Below are 17,579 nucleotides of genomic sequence, written 5' to 3' on the forward strand. Positions count from 1 at the left end.
TATTATCTTTTTTTAAAAATTGATCTGTATGCGAAAACGCATTTTTCTATTTATTTACTTTATTGTCGAGCCTAAAAATAATGATAAAAACCATAAACAAGTCTCTTGGATTGTTAAAAATAATATTTTAAATACGTGTTTTGAATGAAAAGAGTGTCATCTAGAAAAAATGAACATTTGTTTTATGGTGTTTTCAATACTAGGTTCTTCTATAAATATCGTAATAATTAGCGTTAAATTTATACAAGGATCACCCTGTAACGCTGATTTTTACTAAGAATATAAGACGGTTAAGCATGCTAATGAATGTATAAAGAAGAGAAGGAGGCAAGCTCTTTGGTAGGAAAAAATACCTTTCTATTATACAAAACATCAAAATGACGATTAAAGTCAGATTATGTTCTATTTATCGTTATAAGAATTGATAATAAGAAGTTGGTATTATCTCGAAGAACATTTTGTTTAAATAAGAAAAAATAATAAAAAATTTTTCGTATTATTTCGCATATTGTTCAATGAATGACTTGTTTAAATTATCTATCTGATTGATTTATTTGTGGTTATTTGTTTTTGTGTAAATGGCTGTTTTGTGTTTTGTCAGCAAAATATGGATTTATTGCACTTCTTTTATTTAGAATAAAAAAGAGGTTATAAAAAATAATATTAGGAATAAATAAGCAAGATTAGACTTTTTCATATATCTTTGTTAGATCAAAAATTGAGAGTATTTTTTCATATATACATTTTTGTAAATTTCAACTTATTAATTAATAGCTTATTTTTTTAAAATATTTATTATTTACCTACAAAAAAATAAATTTGATATTAAAATTAATAAAACACAATTAAAAGTGTTTATTTTTAAGTCTTTTATGAAAATAAAAAGTTAATTTTATTATGGAAGTTATAAGGAGGTAAATAATACTCAAAAATAAAAACAACATTGCATTAACACAATGGTAACTATTGGGTAATTTATTCGCAACTAGTTAACATTAAAGTGTTTTTTTGATGTGGGTCAAGTTATTAATTGTGGAAAAAATTTCTGAATATGCTTAAATTGGCACACGATCAAATATGCTGTTACAAACCTAAAAGTCGTATTGTTGACCTAAGCTCAAAATTCAAATCTGGGTCACGCAAAATATATTTATTATATGTAAATATAAGCGTACTATTTGTAAGGTATTGTGTTTTTGGTCTTTAATATTCGTTGTTGTTTTTAGAGGCATTTATTGCTGGTAGTTATGAGGCTTTATAATTTAATAAAGTCGGGTTGCCGCAAGTCGGTGTCTTCCTGCTAGGAGCAAGGAGTCAAGATGTTTGATATTGTCGAACTGTCACGGTTACAGTTTGCCTTAACAGCAATGTATCACTTCCTGTTTGTCCCATTAACGCTGGGTATGGCGTTTATGCTGGCAATCATGGAAACGATATATGTTCTGTCGGGTAAACAAGTTTACAAAGATATGACAAAGTTCTGGGGTAAGTTATTTGGTATTAACTTTGCTCTGGGTGTCGCAACTGGATTGACCATGGAGTTCCAATTTGGTACTAACTGGTCATATTTCTCTCATTACGTCGGTGATATCTTCGGTGCACCTTTAGCAATCGAAGGTTTAATGGCGTTCTTCTTAGAATCAACTTTCGTCGGGTTGTTCTTCTTTGGTTGGGATCGCTTAGGTAAGAAGCAACACTTGATGGTAACTTGGTTAGTTGCTTTCGGTTCTAACTTCTCTGCTCTGTGGATCCTTGTTGCGAATGGTTGGATGCAAAACCCTGTCGCTGCAGACTTCAACTTTGAAACCATGCGAATGGAAATGTTGAGTTTTGCTGATCTGGTTTTAAACCCTGTCGCTCAAGTTAAATTTGTTCACACCGTTGCTGCTGGTTATTGTACTGGTGCATTCTTTGTTCTGGGTATCAGCTCTTACTACCTGCTCAAAGGTCGTGATATCGGTTTTGCAAAACGTTCTTTCGCAGTTGCTGCTACTTTTGGTATCGCAGCTGTATTATCTGTTATCGTGCTGGGTGATGAATCTGGTTACGAAATGGGTGACGTACAGAAAACCAAATTGGCTGCGATTGAAGGTGAATGGCACACAGAACCCGCTCCAGCCGCATTTAATCTGATTGCATTCCCTAATCAAGAAAAAATGGAAAACTCGTTTGCATTACAAATCCCTTATGTCATGGGTATTATTGCAACGCGTTCTTTCGACACACCTGTATTAGGTCTTAATGATCTGATGAGTCAGCACGAAGTTCGTATTCGTAATGGTATGAAAGCTTACGAATTATTAAGCGAATTACGCGCAGGTAATACTGATCCTGCTATTCGTGCAGCATTTAATGATACTAAACAAGATTTAGGCTACGGCTTATTACTGAAGCGTTATACTGATAAAGTTGTTGATGCAACAGAAGAGCAAATCAAATCTGCTGCAAAAGACACTATTCCTAATGTCGCCCCACTGTTCTGGTCGTTCCGTATCATGGTTGCCGCAGGCTTCCTAATGTTACTAGTTGTTGCGATCTCCTTCTGGACAGTTCTGTCTAACCGTATTGGTAACTATAAATGGTTACTGCGTGCTGCACTGTTTAGTATTCCATTACCATGGATCGCAGTTGAAGCAGGTTGGTTTGTTGCAGAATATGGACGTCAACCATGGGCGATTGGTGAAATCCTGCCTACAGCTGTAGCAACTTCTTCATTGACACAGGCTGATATCCTAGTATCTATGGGGCTTATCTGTGGTCTGTATACACTGTTCTTAGTTGCCGAAATGTTCCTGATGTTCAAATTTGGTCGCCTTGGGCCGAGTAGCCTGAAGACGGGTCGCTATCACTTTGAACAGAAGACAGCTTCTTCTCAAAGTAAGTAACACAGGAGTCCACTATGTTTGATTATGAAGTATTGCGATTTGTTTGGTGGCTACTGATTGGTATCTTACTAATTGGCTTTGCAGTCACTGACGGTTTTGATATGGGTGTTGGTGTGTTACTACGCGTTATTGCGAAAGATGACACTGAACGCCGTATTTTGATTAACTCTGTTGCACCTCACTGGGATGGTAACCAAGTATGGTTAATCACAGCAGGTGGTGCATTATTCGCTGCATGGCCAATGGTATATGCTGCGGCATTCTCTGGTTTCTATTTTGGTATGATCTTCGTACTGGCTGCATTGTTCTTCCGTCCAGTAGGTTTTGACTACCGTTCTAAATTAGAATCACCAAAATGGCGTGGTATGTGGGATTGGGGTATCTTTATTGGTAGCTTCGTTCCACCATTAGTTATCGGTGTTGCTTTTGGTAACCTGTTACAAGGTGTACCTTTAGAAGTCGATAGCATGCAACGTGTATCTTATAATGGTACGACTAATGCGCTGATCAACCTGTTAAGTCTGTTAAACCCATACGGTTTATTAGCGGGTGTGGTTAGTTTAATGATGATTGTTGCACATGGTGCAAGTTATCTTCAAATGCGTACAACTGGTGAATTACATGAGCGTACTCGTAAAACAACGTACATTACCTCATTAATTACTTTCATCGCATTCGCATTAGCTGGTGTATGGTTAATCTATGGTATCGATGGCTTTATTATTACAAGCGCTATTGATACAGCTGGTCCATCATCTCCACTACTGAAAACCGTTTCTCATGAAGCAGGTGCTTGGATGACTAACTACAACAATTATCCTGTGTTATGGGTATTACCGGCCTTAGGTCTGTTATCTCCATTACTGGCGATTGTTGCAACTAAAGCAAATAAAGGGGGTTGGGCATTCCTGTTCACTTCACTGACAATTGCGGGTGTTATCCTGACGTGTGGTGTGACTATGTTCCCATTTGTGATGCCTTCAAGCACTTTCCCAGATGTGAGCTTAACTATGTGGGATGCAACTTCTAGCCTGTTTACTCTTCAGGTGATGACAGTTGTTGCGATTATCTTTGTACCTATCGTTCTCCTTTACACCATTTGGTGTTACTGGAAAATGCATGGTCGCCTCGATAAGAAATTTATCGAAGGCAATAATCATACTCTGTACTAAGGAGCATAGAGAATGTGGTATTTTACATGGCTTCTCGGAACGCTCTTCGCTTGTAGTATTGCGGTGATCGCAGGACTGGCTTTCGAGCATGCTGAAGCGAAAAAAGCTTCAGAAAGTGAAGAATAATGTTGGATAAAAGCTACCAACTGTTAGACAAGGGCCCTATTAGGGCTCTTGTTTTAATCATGGCGTTGGTAATGGCATTTTGTGTCATGTGGGACCCTAGTCGTTTTGCCGCGAACACAAGTTCACTGGCAATTTGGCAAGGTATCCTTCTTATTTGGTCTGTATGTGCTGGAGCAACTTTTGGTCTAGCATTTCGTCCTAAACATGTTGTTGCAAAATGTTTATTACATCCAATCCCTGCAATTATTATTTTGGTTGTTGGGCTAATTTACTTTTTCTTCTAAGAAAATACCTTATTTCTACTCAGTGTATGAAAAAGAAATAAGGTATTTTATTTTCTAAATATCCTTGCTAAATTCGCTCACTTTTCTAACGTTATAGCTGGATATTTTCTTTTAAGTAATCAATAAATAAACGTGTTTTTCTTGGGATATATTCACTATAAGGGAAAATAATATTAACGGATTGTGTTAACAAAGAAATATCAGGAAACAGCACGACTAATTTCTCTTCCAATAATTCTTGATGAATGAACCAATGTGGTAAAATAGCCATTCCTGTATGCGAAAGTACCATTTTTTTTAATGCCGAAATAGTATTAGTTTCAAAATAAGCATTTTGAGATAACTGAGAGAGTAAGATATTAAATTCTAAAGATGGTGAAAGTTTACTTTGACGTAAATTACTATTTGCTAAATAAGGAATAACCTTTAAGTCGTCGATAGTTTTTATTGAGAATTTCTGTAATAAACTAGGGGAAATAACCAAACTAATCTTATAATCAGCCAGCTTTGTAGATCGATAATTGCTATCTTTCAATGTACCAAGTCGAATAGCGAGATCAAGCTTATGGTTTATTAAATCCTCAATAGAAGAATTAAATGCATATTGTATTTTTAGCTTTGGGTGTAACTGTATAAATTGATTGAGCAATGGCAAAATATAGTGTTCACCAAATTCAGTTGTTGAACTTAATCGTAACGATCCTTGCAGTTCTTGTTGCCCTAATCGCGCCTTATCCAAAGTTTTTTCTAACTGACTTAACACAAGACGAAAGTCTTGATAAAGCATTTCTCCCGTTTCTGTCAGTGAAAATCGTCGTGTATTACGATTGAGTAAAGAGACATCCAATTCTGTTTCTAATGCTTTGATATGAATACTCACCATCGATTTACTTAGGCGCAAATATTTTGCTGCTTGAGTAAATGAACCGGTATCAACAACAGCAATAAAAGAGCGAATTCGATCAATTTGATTTTGCATGATTGTTTACTCTGATTAAACAATAAATTCTATTTTGTCAGATAGACGAAATTCGTCAATATTCCGTACTCTATGTGCGGAGGATTTTTATGACTTACCGCTATCGAATTGCATCTATATTTTTGCTGGGCTTTTTTATCGATTGTATTAACATTTTTATGTCAGCCATTGCATTACCTGCAATAGCCAATGATATGCGGATCTCTATCGTTTCTGTTACATGGGTTTCAAATAGTTATATTCTGGGATTAACATTAATTATTCCCTTGAGTCACTGGTTATCTCAACGTTTTGGAATTAAAGCATTGATGGTAACGTCAATGTTGATGTTTAGTTTATCGGTCGCATTAGTCGGATATTCTCACGCTTTCAGCGAACTTATTTTTTGGCGCTTTATTCAAGGTGTGAGTGGTGGACTGCTAATCCCAATCGGACAAGCATTAACTTTTCAATATTTTCAAGGACATGAAAGAAGCAAAATATCAACGATCATTATGGCGATAGCTTTGATTGCACCGGCAATATCACCGACATTAGGTGGATTTATTGTTGATGTTGTTTCGTGGCGTTGGGTTTTTTATAGCAATATTCCATTCTCATTGTTAACTGCGTTTCTGGCCTTTATCTGGGTAAAAGAGCCTTTACCTAAAGAAAATGTTATACCTGATATTAAAGGGATCATTCTTATTAGTTTGATCATTGTATCTGGATTGTTCGCATTATCTGCTTATGGTGAATATCACTCAACATTATTTGCCTTAGTGATAGCCGCACTTTCAACAAGTTTTGCTGTACTTTATTATTACCATTATCGGCATCATTCATCGCCGGTTATTAATTTAGCATTATTAAAAAATAGAAATCTATCACTCTCTATTTTTATTTATTACTGTATTCCAGGTGTTTTTACTGGGGTGAATATTCTCGCTATTTTTTATTTACAACAATATTTAAAATTTACTGCTCAAGGAACAGGTTTTTTCATGTTGTTGTATGCATTGGGTGCTTTTATTTCAATGACAATAAGTGGTGCACTTTATAATAAATTAGGTATGAAATATTTATTTATAATTGCATTGCTATTGCACAGTATTGGTATTTCTTTATTAACATTTGTAAATAGTAATACAGATATTCTATTACTGATTATTGCCTATCTAATTATCGGAGTGGGTGGGGGGATTGGTGCTAACACCGCTCAAACCACAGCGTTGTATGACTTTAGTACACAAAAATTAGTTCAAGCAAGTATTATTTGGAATATTAATAGACAAGTTGTTTTTAGTATCGGGGCAACTATGGTTGCTATGTTATTTAATATTCTTTCTCTTTTTTGTTTACCACAAACAGCTTATAGCATGACCTTTTTAATATGTGCATTGATAGGCATATTACCTCTTACTTTATTATTTACAATAAAGAAAAAAGTGATTACACAGGAAACACAAGATGAATTTTAATACTGACTCAATCATAGAAAGCATTAAATCTTTGCATGATGAGATTGAAACGGTTTTTACACAATACCCATTATCAGCTGATGCTATTACAAAAATAGAAAACCTTTTATCTCAAGAGTTTTCAATGGTAGGGATCAGTGGGAAAGCAGTGAGTTATGATGACGTTATCGCGATGTTCAGACAAAATGCAGGAAAAAGACGTGGTCTGAAAATACAAACGAGTAATTATAAAATAATTTACCAGTCAGATTGTTTGGCGCTTGTCAGATATCAAGAAATACACAGTGAAAATAAGAAAATTCTCATGCGCGAATCTGTAGTGTTATTGAGACGTAATTCTCATGATGAGTGTTGGCAATGGCACTATCTTCATGAAACCCCAATCGTAAATAATTAATTGATTTATATATAAAACCAGTTTTTAACTGGTTTTTTTCTGTCATTAAAAATAATACTATTAAATTAGACAATCTATGAATTTCTAATTAGCAAGCATTTTTATGCTGTCTTAATAAAAATATTTTTTCTATTCAGAGCACAAAGCATATTGCGTGTTGCAAAGAAGAGTTTATGATTGGCGCCTGAAAACTGCGTTTTCTATTCTTTACGTTACTACGATTCCCTTAGAGCGACCTCTTAAGTATAGTTAGGTAACCTATAGCTACATTATTTATGGACTTAACTCGGGAAAGGTAATGGAGGTAATATGCAGTTTCTTTGGCCTGTTCGTGTTTATTATGAAGATACTGATGCCGGTGGTGTTGTTTATCATGCCAGTTATCTGAAATATTTTGAACGCGCTAGAACTGAACTACTCAGAGAAAAAGGTTTTCATCAGCATGATTTACGGGAGTATGATCATGTTGTATTTGTTGTACGTAAATTATCAATAGAATATATTGCGCCAGCTCGACTTGATAATCTTTTGCAAGTAGAAAGTGAAATTACCACATTGCGTGGTGCTTCAATGACATTTTCTCAAAAGATTATTAATGAAGATGGTTGTGTATTATGTAGCGCAGAAGTGCTTGTTGTCTGCGTAGATTCATCAAAAATGAAGCCAGTAGCGCTTCCCAAGTCCATTATCGCGGAGTTTAAGTAGTGGCTGACATGAATGTTATCGATCTCTTTCTAAAAGCAGGGCTTTTAGTTAAGTTGATCATGTTGCTTTTAATCGGATTTTCTATTGCATCTTGGGCGATTATTATTCAGCGAACTAAAGTTCTGAATGCCGCCGATCGTGAAGCTGCAGATTTTGAAGATAAATTCTGGTCAGGTACTGATTTGGCTCGTTTATATAAAGATAGCCAAGCTCGCCGTGATGAATTATCTGGCTCAGAGCAAATTTTTCATTCTGGCTTTAAAGAATTTGCCCGTTTGCATCAAGCAAGCGTTCATGCTCCTGATGCAGTTGTTAATGGGGCATCAAGAGCAATGCGTGTTTCTTTCAATCGTGAATTAGAATCTTTAGAAACTCATATTCCTTTCCTCGGCACTGTTGGTTCTATCAGCCCATATATTGGTCTGTTTGGTACAGTATGGGGAATTATGCATGCATTTATTGCATTAGGTAGTGTTAAACAAGCAACATTACAAATGGTTGCTCCCGGCATTGCTGAAGCGTTGATTGCAACAGCTATCGGTTTATTTGCGGCAATCCCCGCAGTTATGGCTTATAACCGGTTTACGCAGCGTGTAAATAAACTGGAACAAAGTTACGATAACTTTATGGAAGAGTTCCTGACGATTTTACATCGCCAAGCTTTTGCCTCCGCAGAAAAGAAATAGTTAACGCAGAAGGAGAGAGCTGATGGCACGGGGTCGCAGTAGCCGCCGAGGCGTAAAATCAGAGATTAACATTGTTCCTTTGCTCGACGTATTATTAGTGCTGTTACTTATTTTCATGGCGACGGCACCTATTATCTCGCAAAGTGTTGAAGTTGATCTTCCTGAAGCAACAGAGACACAAACTGTTTCAAGTAGTGATAACCCTCCTGTGATTGTCGAAGTGGCAGGGGTTGGGCAATACAATATTCGTGTTGATCAGGAAGTATTAGAATTATTACCACAAGAACAGATTATGGCTGAAGCTAAACGACAACTGGAAAAAAATCCGAAAGTTGTATTTCTTATTGGCGGTGCTAAAGATGTTCCTTATGATGAGATAATTAAAGCGCTCAACATGTTACGTCAAGCAGGTGTTAAATCTGTAGGTTTAATGACTCAACCTATGTAATTAGGTTGAAATAAGTTTGGATAATAGCGTGGGAAAGAAAACGAAGCCAATTCGAAGTAAATTGAGCGGTTCAGTTATCTTGTCTACCGCCTTGCATTTACTCGTTATAGCCTTACTTATCTGGGGTTCGTTAACTCAGAAATGGGATTTAGGTGGTGGCGGTGGATCTGATGGACAAGTTATTGATGCTATTATGGTCGATCCTAATGCTGTGGTGCAACAGTATAATCAGCAAAAAGCGCAACAAGCTAACGTCCAAAAAGCCGAGCAAGAGCGTAAAGAGCGAGCTGAGCAACAAGAAGAAGAGTTGCGTCAGCAGCAAATGAAAGAACAAGAACGTTTGAAAACGTTAGAAGTTGAACGTTTACAAGCAAAAGAGGCGGCAGAGGCTCAAAAACGTGAAGCAGCATTAGCTGCCGCTAAAGCAAAAGAAGAACAAAAGGTTGCAGAAGAAGCGGCTGCGCAAGCAAAAGCTGAACGTGATCGCATTTTAAAAGAGCAAGCAGATGCTAAAAAACAAGCAGAAGCTGAAGCGAAAAAACAGGCTGAATTAGCCGCAAAGCAAAAAGCGGAAGAGGCGAAAGCTAAAGCCGAGGCAGATGCTAAAGCGAAAGCTGAAGCGGACGCTAAAGCCAAAGCAGCCGCAGAAGCAAAGGCCAAAGCAGCAGCAGAGGCTAAAGCAAAAGCCGCAGCTCAACAGCAAAGTAAAGCAGTAGATAGTTTACTTGATGGTTTAATGGCTGATGGTAATAAACAAAGTGGTGCAGCAGCCGCTGGTCAAGGCGGTGGAAATCGTACTGGTGCCAATAATGCAGGTGTTGCTACTTATATTGGACAAGTAAAAACGGCTATTGAGCAAAAGTTTATTGACCCTGAGTTGTATAAAGGGCGAACTTGTGAGCTAAAAGTCAGTATTGCACCTGATGGCTTGTTAATCAGTGCGAAGGTTGTAGGGGGGGACCCTTCTTTATGTCAAGTGGCATTAAGAGCAGCAAATACCGCTAAATTACCGAAGCCACCGAAAGATGTTTATGAACAAGTAAAATCATCAGTAATTGAGTTTAAACCATAAAACTGTCTGATTGTAGGAAAACACACACTAATTTATATCTATTTTAGAATGTTATTGATGCGTTGTATGGTGTTGTTGAAAAGCGTTTGTTACTATTCTGTGCGTTATTGCGTAATAACCGCAATAATAAAAGGGAGACATGATGAAGCAGGCATTAAATGTTATCTTCGGGCTTTTAATTTTATGCGTAACCACTCTGGCTAACGCTGAAGTTCGAATTGAAATTACACAAGGGGTGAATACTGCACGCCCTATCGGTGTTGTTCCTTTTAAATGGGAAGGCACTGGTCAAATGCCAGAAGATATCGCTGGTGTGATTGCAGCAGATTTGCGTAATAGCGGAAAGTTTAATCCTATTGATGTATCACGTATACCTCAACAGCCTGTCACGGCTTCTGAAGTCCAACCTGCATTATGGACTGCATTAGGGATTGATTCTGTTGTTGTTGGACGCGTACAACCGTCAGCGGATGGTCAATATTTAGTAAGCTATCAGTTAGTTGACGTTGCGGGCTCTCCAGGCGCGGTTTTATCTCAAAGCGAGTTTAAGGTCCCATCTAAATGGCTACGTTATTCTGCTCACACTGCCAGTGATGAAGTGTTTGAAAAACTGACAGGTATTCGTGGGGCATTCCGTACACGTATTGCTTATGTTGTTGTGACTAATGGTGGCGCATATCCTTATGAATTGCGCGTTTCTGACTATGATGGCTTTAACCAAGATCGTGTTTATCGTTCATCACAGCCATTAATGTCACCAGCATGGTCACCAGATGGTGCTAAACTTGCATATGTAACCTTTGAAAGTGGTCAATCTGCTTTAGTGGTACAAACATTAGCAACAGGTGAAATTCGTCAAATAGCATCATTCCCAAGACATAATGGTGCACCATCGTTTTCACCAGATGGCTCTAAACTTGCATTTGCTCTTTCTAAGAGTGGTAGCTTAAATCTGTATGTTATGGATTTAGCAAGTGGAAATATGACACAGGTAACCAATGGCAGAAGTAATAATACTGAGCCAAATTGGATGCCAGATGGACAAACCTTAGTCTATACTTCAGATCAAGGTGGACGTCCACAAATTTACAAGGTTAATATTAACGGAGGAACGCCAGAGCGTATTACGTGGGAAGGTAAACAAAACCAAAATCCTGCAGTAAGCCCAGATGGCAGTTTCTTAGTTATGGTGAGTTCTGAAAGCGGTAGGCAACATATCGCTAAGCAGGATCTGGAAACGAATTCCGTACAATATCTAACAGATACGTTTCTGGATGAAACGCCAAGCATCGCGCCTAACGGCACAATGGTTATTTATAGCTCTACACAAGGCTTAGGCACCATTTTGCAGCTAGTATCGACTGATGGACGTTTCAAAGCGCGTCTTCCGGCGACTGATGGTCAGGTTAAATCGCCTGCCTGGTCGCCGTTTATGTGATGCATAAAAATTATGTATGGCAAACAAATAAAGGAACAAATAGAGATGCAATTAAACAAAGTGTTTAAAGGGTTGATGTTAGCATTACCACTCGTTGCTGTTGCAGCATGTAGCTCAAACAAAAACGACGATCAAACTGATACAAACAATGTACCAGTTGTTGAACAAGGTCCTACTGCTGAAGAATTAGCACGTCAGCAATTAGAACAACTGAAACAACAAAACATCGTTTACTTCGGTTTTGACAAATATGACATTAGCTCAGACTACGCTAACCTGTTAGATGCACACGCTGCATTCCTGCGTGCTAATCCTTCAGTACGTATCACTGTAGAAGGTCATGCGGATGAACGCGGTACTCCAGAATACAACATCGCGCTGGGCGAACGCCGTGCTAACGCTGTGAAAATGTACCTGCAAGGTAAAGGCGTATCAGCTGAACAACTGTCAATCGTTTCTTACGGTAAAGAAAAACCAGCTGTACTGGGTCATGACGAAGCCGCTTATGCGAAAAACCGTCGTGCAGTACTGGATTACTAAGAGAACGGCATGAACAACAGTAACTTCAGACCTTTCTTGATGAGTCTGTTGTTACTGGTTGGCGTAGCGGCTCCTGTAGCCGCTATTGCCCAAGCGCCAATCAGTAATATCGGTTCAGGTTCGACCGATGAACGACTCGCCCAACTTGAGCGTTTTTCAAATGCTCACAGCCAGCTTTTGACTCAATTACAGCAACAACTCGCTGATTCTCAGCGTGATATTGATATGTTACGTGGTCAAATTCAGGAAAATCAATATCAGTTAAATCAAGTTGTTGAACGCCAACGCAATATCTATCAACAATTAGATAGCCTTGGTGGTGGAGCTTCAACATCAACAGAAGCCACCCAATCTGATAATACTGCTTCTTCAACATCTCCTGCGGCAACTAATTCAGGGCAAGGTGATGAGAAGGCTGATTATAATGCAGCAATTGATATCGTATTGAATTCAAAAGATTACGATAAGGCAATTGTTGAATTAAACAACTTTATCAATAACTATCCAAAATCTAGCTATCAATCAAATGCACAATTTTGGTTGGGTCAGATGTATTACTTAAAAGGTAATAAGGATCAGGCAGCAAGCACCTTTGCTATTGTTGTTAAAAACTATCCAAAATCTCAAAAAGCAAGTGAAGCCTTTTATAAAATTGGTTTAATTATGCAAGAGAAAGGGCAAAAGGATAATGCTAAAGCTGTTTACCAACAAGTGATTAAGCAATATCCAAATAGCGCTGGCGCTAAATTAGCGCAAAAGCAGCTAGGAACACTCTAATTATTGACCCCGTAATGTAAAATGTTGCATTTTCGGGGTTAAATGATTGTTTTTTCAACGGTTGAATGTTTTTTTGAAAAAAAACGTTGCACAAATACATTAAATCAGTATTATTACCCGCCGTTGCCACAGAGAATGTGGCGAGTTCGAAAAAGGGTCGTTAGCTCAGTCGGTAGAGCAGTTGACTTTTAATCAATTGGTCGGGCGTTCGAATCGCCCACGACCCACCATTTTCGAATACCAATCCGTTTTTATTGAAATGGGTCGTTAGCTCAGTCGGTAGAGCAGTTGACTTTTAATCAATTGGTCGGGCGTTCGAATCGCCCACGACCCACCATTTCAAACCCTTCCTTGTATATCTATCATTTCTTAAACAGTAAATAATGTTTATTATCTTTCTATTTTTTGATAGTGCAGTTCACCACTTTATTAAGCAATGAAAATAGTTTTATCCCAATTGAAAAAACTATCAGGTCTTAATCTGTAATAATATTCAAATCAGTAATGACAAATAATTGATGACGTGATTTGGATGTATTCATTTTCAGTCAAAAATTCATTATCGATTAACCAATTACTGACAAGCTCTTGGGTTTTAATGGCTGTATCGATAGGATGGTTTAACCGTTTCGAAGCATCAAGGAAAAAAGTCATCATAACAGAAAGAGCGGCTGCTGACTCATAAGGTGTACTCATTGCCAAGGTGCTTTCTAGTGAACGCAATGAATAAAACTTAGGTAGCCATTCTTTCAGATTTTTTCCTTGATACCACACATCTTGTGTTGATGTACTTAGCGCAACTTGTTCAAGTAACTCGATTAGCCATTCACGCATATCGTTTATACGATAATTAGCAAACCAAAACTCATGGCGTAAAATGGCTATAGCGACTTGTGACGCTTCGAACCAGAATTCTTGAGCATTATTGTAAGCTTGCTCTTTCGTGAGCGTAGGTGGCGTTATAGTGCTAATTTCAGGAAGTCCGTCACATAAACCTGTTTTATCAAGTAAGATCTGGTATCCACGCTGGTAAACTGGGCTAAGTCCCTCTGTTTTCATGCTAAAAATACGCTCAGGCTCTGCCATCATAATGTCCATTTTGCGACCTTGAGCTAAAACATGTAAATAAATAGGCCAAAGTTTACCTTTAGGATCTTCACACTCTAATTGTAAGTTAACTAAGCTATCACCAAATTGTGATAACCAATGTTGGTTTTTTGCGAGTTCAGTCGCACCATAACCGATAAGCTCTATATCAATATCAGAATAACTGTCTATCTTTTGATTACGACCTAATGATCCTGTCAGTATTACAGCTTCAATTCTAGGATCGAGGAGAGCAAAAGATAGTGTGCGATCGATTAAGCGTGTTGTTGGCTCCATATTTCTCTCTAATAATTAAAAGGTATAAAGTTATTTATCGTTTTTATTGTTTAAAGCGTAGATCAGAATAATTTGTTTAGTGTATAAAACTTTTTTTTGTTGTTTTTATAGTTAAACAATATAATGTTTAGTATTTAAAACTAAGTGCCATTATAAATATGAATTTATAATATATCTTTACTACTTTGCAAAGATGTCGCAATAACCCATATTTTCTTTGTTTTTTTCTATGATTAAGTCGGGGTTGAAAAATGGATGTCATGAGTTGGTTTAGTATCAATAATATTTTAGTCAACATTCCACTTGGACAAGGTGGGTACCCACTTTCGTGGATTGAAGCTGTGGGCACTATAGCAGGTCTCTTGTGTATATGGCTTGCAAGTCAGGAAAAAATTATTAATTACTTATTTGGACTGATTAACGTCACCTTATTTGCCATTATCTTTTTCCAAATTCAGTTATATGCAAGTTTATTGCTTCAAATTTTCTTCTTTGCGGCCAATATTTATGGATGGTATGCATGGAGCCGAGTAAATGATTTTGAGCAAGCGGAACTAAGAATTCGTTGGTTAAAACCAAGCCATCGTCTCTTTTTAATTATTGTTTCAATTGCTGCTATTGTCGCTTTGACTTTTAATATTGATACTGTATTTGGTTATTTAGCCGTTGTTGCTGTTGATATACTAAATGTCTTTGGTGCAAACTTAGCTACACCAGTGATTGAACCTGATGCTTACCCATTCTGGGACTCTACAATGACCGTCCTGTCGATTGTAGCGATGATCTTAATGACACGGAAATTAGTTGAAAACTGGCTAATTTGGTCTGTTATTAATGTGATTAGTATTGTTATATTCTACAAACAAGGTGTTTATGCAATGTCTGTTGAATATATTATTTTACTGGCTATCGCTATTAATGGTTCTCGTTTGTGGATCAAAGCAGCAAAACACTCTAGTAGAAATAATTATCTCTCCTAATAAAAAAAAGGCTGGCAGAGTTATCTTTCTCGCCAGCTTTACTATTCATTGTTTTTATTCTTATCCTTAACGCAATTTTGAATCATTATTTCGCTTAAATGCGCTATTTTCATTTTTGATGATTTTTTAGAAAAATAACTATAGATGCTTTAAGGTGAAAGGGTGTTTACAGATAGAAAATGAATGGTTAGATTGGGAAAGCAATAATAACATTGACTAGATAACATAAAAGAGTGGATACACGGGAATGAATTATCAAAATGATGACCTTAAAATAACACAAATTAATGAACTCTTACCGCCAGTAGCTTTATTGGAAAAGTTTCCAGCAACTGATAATGCGGCTTTTACAGTTCGTCATGCCCGTGAAGCTATTCATCAAATCCTAGCAGGAAAAGATGATCGTCTATTAGTGGTAATTGGACCTTGTTCTATTCATGATCCGAAAGCTGCACTGGAGTATGCACAACGTTTAAGTCTTATTAGAGAAGAGCTGAAAGATAAACTTGAAATTGTAATGCGTGTTTATTTTGAAAAACCACGTACAACAGTCGGTTGGAAAGGCTTAATTAACGATCCTCATATGGATCATACTTTTGATATTAATGAAGGTTTACGCATTGCTCGTAATCTTTTATTAACGATTAATGATAGTGGCTTGCCAACTGCTGGCGAGTTCTTAGATATGATAACACCTCAATACGTTGCTGATTTAATGAGTTGGGGGGCTATTGGCGCTCGAACCACAGAATCACAAGTTCACCGCGAGCTTTCATCTGGTTTATCTTGTCCTGTTGGTTTTAAAAATGGTACAGATGGCACCATTAAAGTTGCTATTGATGCAATCAATGCGGCGGGATCACCACACTGTTTTCTTTCAGTGACTAAGTGGGGTCATTCAGCTATTGTGCGTACAGCAGGTAATGGTGATTGCCACATTATTTTACGTGGTGGTAAAGAGCCAAATTACAGCGCTGAACATGTTGCAGCGGTGAAAGAAGGGCTTAAAAAAGCCGGTTTACCACAAAATGTGATGGTTGATTTCAGTCACGCCAATAGTTGCAAGAAATTTGAGAAACAAATGGAGGTTGGTGCTGACATTTGCCAACAAATTAGTGCGGGTGAAAAAGCATTAATTGGCGTTATGATTGAAAGTCATTTAGTGGAAGGGAGCCAGTCATTAGAAAGTGGCGAGCCTTTGGTTTACGGCAAGAGCATTACTGATGCTTGCATTGGTTGGGATGATACCGAAATACTGTTACGCCAACTAGCATATGCAGTTGCGGCGCGTCGAAATAAAGCGTAATAATTAAATTTAGAGTATAAAAATGCCACTTTGAAGTGGCATTTTTTTATCTAACTCAAAATAAAAGTAAAATTATTTTGCTTTACCTTGGTTAGCAACAGCGGCTGCTTTTGCTGCGATTTCGTCAGCATTACCTAAGTAGTAACGTTTGATTGGTTTCATATTTTCATCAAATTCGTAAACTAAAGGTACAGCGGTTGGGATATTCAGCTCAAGAATTTCATCTTCGCTCATGTTGTCTAGGTATTTAACCAGAGCACGCAGTGAGTTACCGTGAGCGGCGATGATAACTTTCTCACCAGAAGCAACACGTGGTTTGATAACTTCTTCCCAGTATGGTGTTACACGGTCGATAGTTAATGCTAGGCTTTCTGTTAATGGCAGTTCTGCTTCAGTTAAAGATGCATAACGAGGATCTTTACCTGGGAAACGTTCATCGTCTTTAGTTAATTCTGGTGGAGTGATAGCAAAACCACGACGCCATTGTTTAACTTGCTCATCACCGTATTTTTCAGCGGTTTCAGCTTTGTTTAAACCTTGCAGAGCGCCATAATGACGTTCGTTTAATTTCCAGCTTTTTTCAACTGGCAGCCATTGTTGATCAACTTGATCAAGAATGTTCCACAAGGTGTGAATTGCGCGTTTCAAAACAGAAGTATATGCATAGTCAAAAGCAAAACCTTCAGCTTTTAGCAGTTTACCTGCTTCTTGCGCTTCATTACGGCCTTTTTCGGACAGCTCAACGTCAGTCCAGCCTGTAAAACGGTTTTCTTTGTTCCATACACTTTCACCGTGTCGAACTAGCACAAGCTTAGTTACTGCCATAGTTTAGACTCCTATAATTACTTTCTTAATATAAGTTTAAAATCAGCACTTCAATCATTATATGGATCATCGACAAGAACGCCAAACATAAGTGACAAAACAAGAGGGATTAAGTC

The 17,579-nt window shown here is 37.5% G+C and carries 18 protein-coding genes and 2 tRNA genes; 17 read left to right on the forward strand and 3 right to left on the reverse strand.

The genetic code is table 11. The features are described 5' to 3' along the window. Window positions 1-1,319: 1,319 nt before the first annotated feature. Genes cydA through ybgE form a run of 4 tightly spaced genes read left to right on the forward strand, consistent with a single transcriptional unit; the run spans window position 1,320 to window position 4,467 of the window. Window positions 1,320-2,885 (forward strand): cytochrome ubiquinol oxidase subunit I, encoded by a 1,566-nt coding sequence (gene cydA / locus DK861_RS15420; protein ID WP_109400682.1) that lies wholly within the window; start codon window positions 1,320-1,322, stop codon window positions 2,883-2,885. A 14-nt stretch (window positions 2,886-2,899) separates the two neighbouring features. Beyond that, a complete protein-coding gene (gene cydB, locus DK861_RS15425) occupies window positions 2,900-4,057 on the forward strand; it encodes a cytochrome d ubiquinol oxidase subunit II (protein ID WP_006537654.1) in 1,158 nt (385 codons plus the stop codon). 12 nt (window positions 4,058-4,069) lie between these two features. After that, entirely contained in the window at window positions 4,070-4,183 is a 114-nt protein-coding gene (gene cydX / locus DK861_RS15430) for a cytochrome bd-I oxidase subunit CydX (RefSeq protein WP_072062915.1), read from the forward strand. After that, window positions 4,183-4,467, forward strand: a complete 285-nt coding sequence (ybgE, locus tag DK861_RS15435; protein WP_069370100.1) for a cyd operon protein YbgE — start codon at window positions 4,183-4,185, stop codon at window positions 4,465-4,467. The genes cydX and ybgE overlap by 1 nt, the downstream gene beginning before the upstream one ends. 91 nt (window positions 4,468-4,558) lie before the next feature. Here ybgE and DK861_RS15440 read toward each other — a convergent pair whose 3' ends face one another. After that, window positions 4,559-5,446 (reverse strand): LysR family transcriptional regulator, encoded by an 888-nt coding sequence (locus tag DK861_RS15440; RefSeq protein WP_109400683.1) that lies wholly within the window; start codon window positions 5,444-5,446, stop codon window positions 4,559-4,561. Between the two features lie 89 nt (window positions 5,447-5,535). On the opposite strand from DK861_RS15440, the gene DK861_RS15445 reads away from it, so the two are divergent. From DK861_RS15445 to DK861_RS15495, 11 genes are all read left to right on the forward strand, one after another. Continuing rightward, a complete protein-coding gene (locus DK861_RS15445; RefSeq protein ID WP_109400684.1) occupies window positions 5,536-6,906 on the forward strand; it encodes an MFS transporter in 1,371 nt (456 codons plus the stop codon). After that, window positions 6,896-7,303: a DUF4440 domain-containing protein gene (locus tag DK861_RS15450; protein WP_109400685.1), complete on the forward strand. Its 408-nt coding sequence runs from the start codon at window positions 6,896-6,898 to the stop codon at window positions 7,301-7,303. Before DK861_RS15445 ends, DK861_RS15450 begins: the two co-directional genes overlap by 11 nt. 309 nt (window positions 7,304-7,612) lie before the next feature. Continuing rightward, complete coding sequence (ybgC, locus tag DK861_RS15455; protein ID WP_006537646.1) at window positions 7,613-8,008, forward strand: tol-pal system-associated acyl-CoA thioesterase; 396 nt, start codon at window positions 7,613-7,615, stop codon at window positions 8,006-8,008. Beyond that, window positions 8,008-8,694, forward strand: a complete 687-nt coding sequence (gene tolQ / locus DK861_RS15460; RefSeq protein WP_036912094.1) for a Tol-Pal system protein TolQ — start codon at window positions 8,008-8,010, stop codon at window positions 8,692-8,694. The genes ybgC and tolQ overlap by 1 nt, the downstream gene beginning before the upstream one ends. 22 nt (window positions 8,695-8,716) lie before the next feature. Further along, window positions 8,717-9,142 (forward strand): colicin uptake protein TolR, encoded by a 426-nt coding sequence (gene tolR / locus DK861_RS15465; protein WP_023581195.1) that lies wholly within the window; start codon window positions 8,717-8,719, stop codon window positions 9,140-9,142. Between the two features lie 28 nt (window positions 9,143-9,170). Beyond that, window positions 9,171-10,214 carry a cell envelope integrity protein TolA gene (gene tolA, locus DK861_RS15470; protein ID WP_109400686.1) on the forward strand — a complete coding sequence of 348 codons (1,044 nt, stop codon included), beginning with the start codon at window positions 9,171-9,173 and terminating at the stop codon, window positions 10,212-10,214. A gap of 142 nt (window positions 10,215-10,356) precedes the next feature. Further along, on the forward strand, window positions 10,357-11,652 hold the full coding sequence (gene tolB, locus DK861_RS15475) for a Tol-Pal system beta propeller repeat protein TolB (RefSeq protein WP_023581196.1): 1,296 nt from the start codon (window positions 10,357-10,359) through the stop codon (window positions 11,650-11,652). Window positions 11,653-11,697: 45 nt separating this feature from the next. Beyond that, entirely contained in the window at window positions 11,698-12,192 is a 495-nt protein-coding gene (pal, locus tag DK861_RS15480) for a peptidoglycan-associated lipoprotein Pal (protein WP_072062910.1), read from the forward strand. Between the two features lie 9 nt (window positions 12,193-12,201). Next, window positions 12,202-12,969 carry a tol-pal system protein YbgF gene (gene ybgF / locus DK861_RS15485; protein WP_072062909.1) on the forward strand — a complete coding sequence of 256 codons (768 nt, stop codon included), beginning with the start codon at window positions 12,202-12,204 and terminating at the stop codon, window positions 12,967-12,969. 154 nt (window positions 12,970-13,123) lie between these two features. Continuing rightward, window positions 13,124-13,199: transfer RNA gene (locus tag DK861_RS15490), tRNA-Lys, on the forward strand. 31 nt (window positions 13,200-13,230) lie between these two features. Further along, window positions 13,231-13,306 (forward strand) — tRNA-Lys (locus DK861_RS15495). Between the two features lie 161 nt (window positions 13,307-13,467). Here the strand turns inward: DK861_RS15495 and DK861_RS15500 are convergent. Continuing rightward, window positions 13,468-14,352: an aminoglycoside 6-adenylyltransferase gene (locus tag DK861_RS15500; RefSeq protein WP_109400687.1), complete on the reverse strand. Its 885-nt coding sequence runs from the start codon at window positions 14,350-14,352 to the stop codon at window positions 13,468-13,470. Window positions 14,353-14,603: 251 nt separating this feature from the next. Here DK861_RS15500 and pnuC point away from each other — a divergent pair, with 251 nt between their 5' ends. Beyond that, window positions 14,604-15,332: a nicotinamide riboside transporter PnuC gene (pnuC, locus tag DK861_RS15505; protein WP_082147311.1), complete on the forward strand. Its 729-nt coding sequence runs from the start codon at window positions 14,604-14,606 to the stop codon at window positions 15,330-15,332. A gap of 247 nt (window positions 15,333-15,579) precedes the next feature. Then, on the forward strand, window positions 15,580-16,638 hold the full coding sequence (gene aroG / locus DK861_RS15510; protein ID WP_109400688.1) for a 3-deoxy-7-phosphoheptulonate synthase AroG: 1,059 nt from the start codon (window positions 15,580-15,582) through the stop codon (window positions 16,636-16,638). Window positions 16,639-16,710: 72 nt separating this feature from the next. Here aroG and gpmA read toward each other — a convergent pair whose 3' ends face one another. Beyond that, a complete protein-coding gene (gpmA, locus tag DK861_RS15515) occupies window positions 16,711-17,463 on the reverse strand; it encodes a 2,3-diphosphoglycerate-dependent phosphoglycerate mutase (protein ID WP_072062906.1) in 753 nt (250 codons plus the stop codon). Window positions 17,464-17,579 lie beyond the last annotated feature (116 nt).

This window comes from Proteus sp. TJ1640 (assembly GCF_003144445.1).
GTDB lineage: Bacteria > Pseudomonadota > Gammaproteobacteria > Enterobacterales > Enterobacteriaceae > Proteus > Proteus penneri.

Bases quoted from the DNA above. Each gene is read 5' to 3' on its own strand.
- DK861_RS15445 (WP_109400684.1), top strand. From the start codon at position 5,536: ATGACTTACCGCTATCGAATTGCATCTATATTTTTGCTGGGCTTTTTT.
- DK861_RS15500 (WP_109400687.1), bottom strand. From the start codon at position 14,352: ATGGAGCCAACAACACGCTTAATCGATCGCACACTATCTTTTGCTCTC.
- ybgC (WP_006537646.1), top strand. From the start codon at position 7,613: ATGCAGTTTCTTTGGCCTGTTCGTGTTTATTATGAAGATACTGATGCC.
- DK861_RS15440 (WP_109400683.1), bottom strand. From the start codon at position 5,446: ATGCAAAATCAAATTGATCGAATTCGCTCTTTTATTGCTGTTGTTGAT.
- cydA (WP_109400682.1), top strand. From the start codon at position 1,320: ATGTTTGATATTGTCGAACTGTCACGGTTACAGTTTGCCTTAACAGCA.
- ybgE (WP_069370100.1), top strand. From the start codon at position 4,183: ATGTTGGATAAAAGCTACCAACTGTTAGACAAGGGCCCTATTAGGGCT.
- ybgF (WP_072062909.1), top strand. From the start codon at position 12,202: ATGAACAACAGTAACTTCAGACCTTTCTTGATGAGTCTGTTGTTACTG.
- pal (WP_072062910.1), top strand. From the start codon at position 11,698: ATGCAATTAAACAAAGTGTTTAAAGGGTTGATGTTAGCATTACCACTC.
- tolB (WP_023581196.1), top strand. From the start codon at position 10,357: ATGAAGCAGGCATTAAATGTTATCTTCGGGCTTTTAATTTTATGCGTA.
- tolR (WP_023581195.1), top strand. From the start codon at position 8,717: ATGGCACGGGGTCGCAGTAGCCGCCGAGGCGTAAAATCAGAGATTAAC.
- gpmA (WP_072062906.1), bottom strand. From the start codon at position 17,463: ATGGCAGTAACTAAGCTTGTGCTAGTTCGACACGGTGAAAGTGTATGG.
- aroG (WP_109400688.1), top strand. From the start codon at position 15,580: ATGAATTATCAAAATGATGACCTTAAAATAACACAAATTAATGAACTC.
- pnuC (WP_082147311.1), top strand. From the start codon at position 14,604: ATGGATGTCATGAGTTGGTTTAGTATCAATAATATTTTAGTCAACATT.
- cydX (WP_072062915.1), top strand. From the start codon at position 4,070: ATGTGGTATTTTACATGGCTTCTCGGAACGCTCTTCGCTTGTAGTATT.
- DK861_RS15450 (WP_109400685.1), top strand. From the start codon at position 6,896: ATGAATTTTAATACTGACTCAATCATAGAAAGCATTAAATCTTTGCAT.
- cydB (WP_006537654.1), top strand. From the start codon at position 2,900: ATGTTTGATTATGAAGTATTGCGATTTGTTTGGTGGCTACTGATTGGT.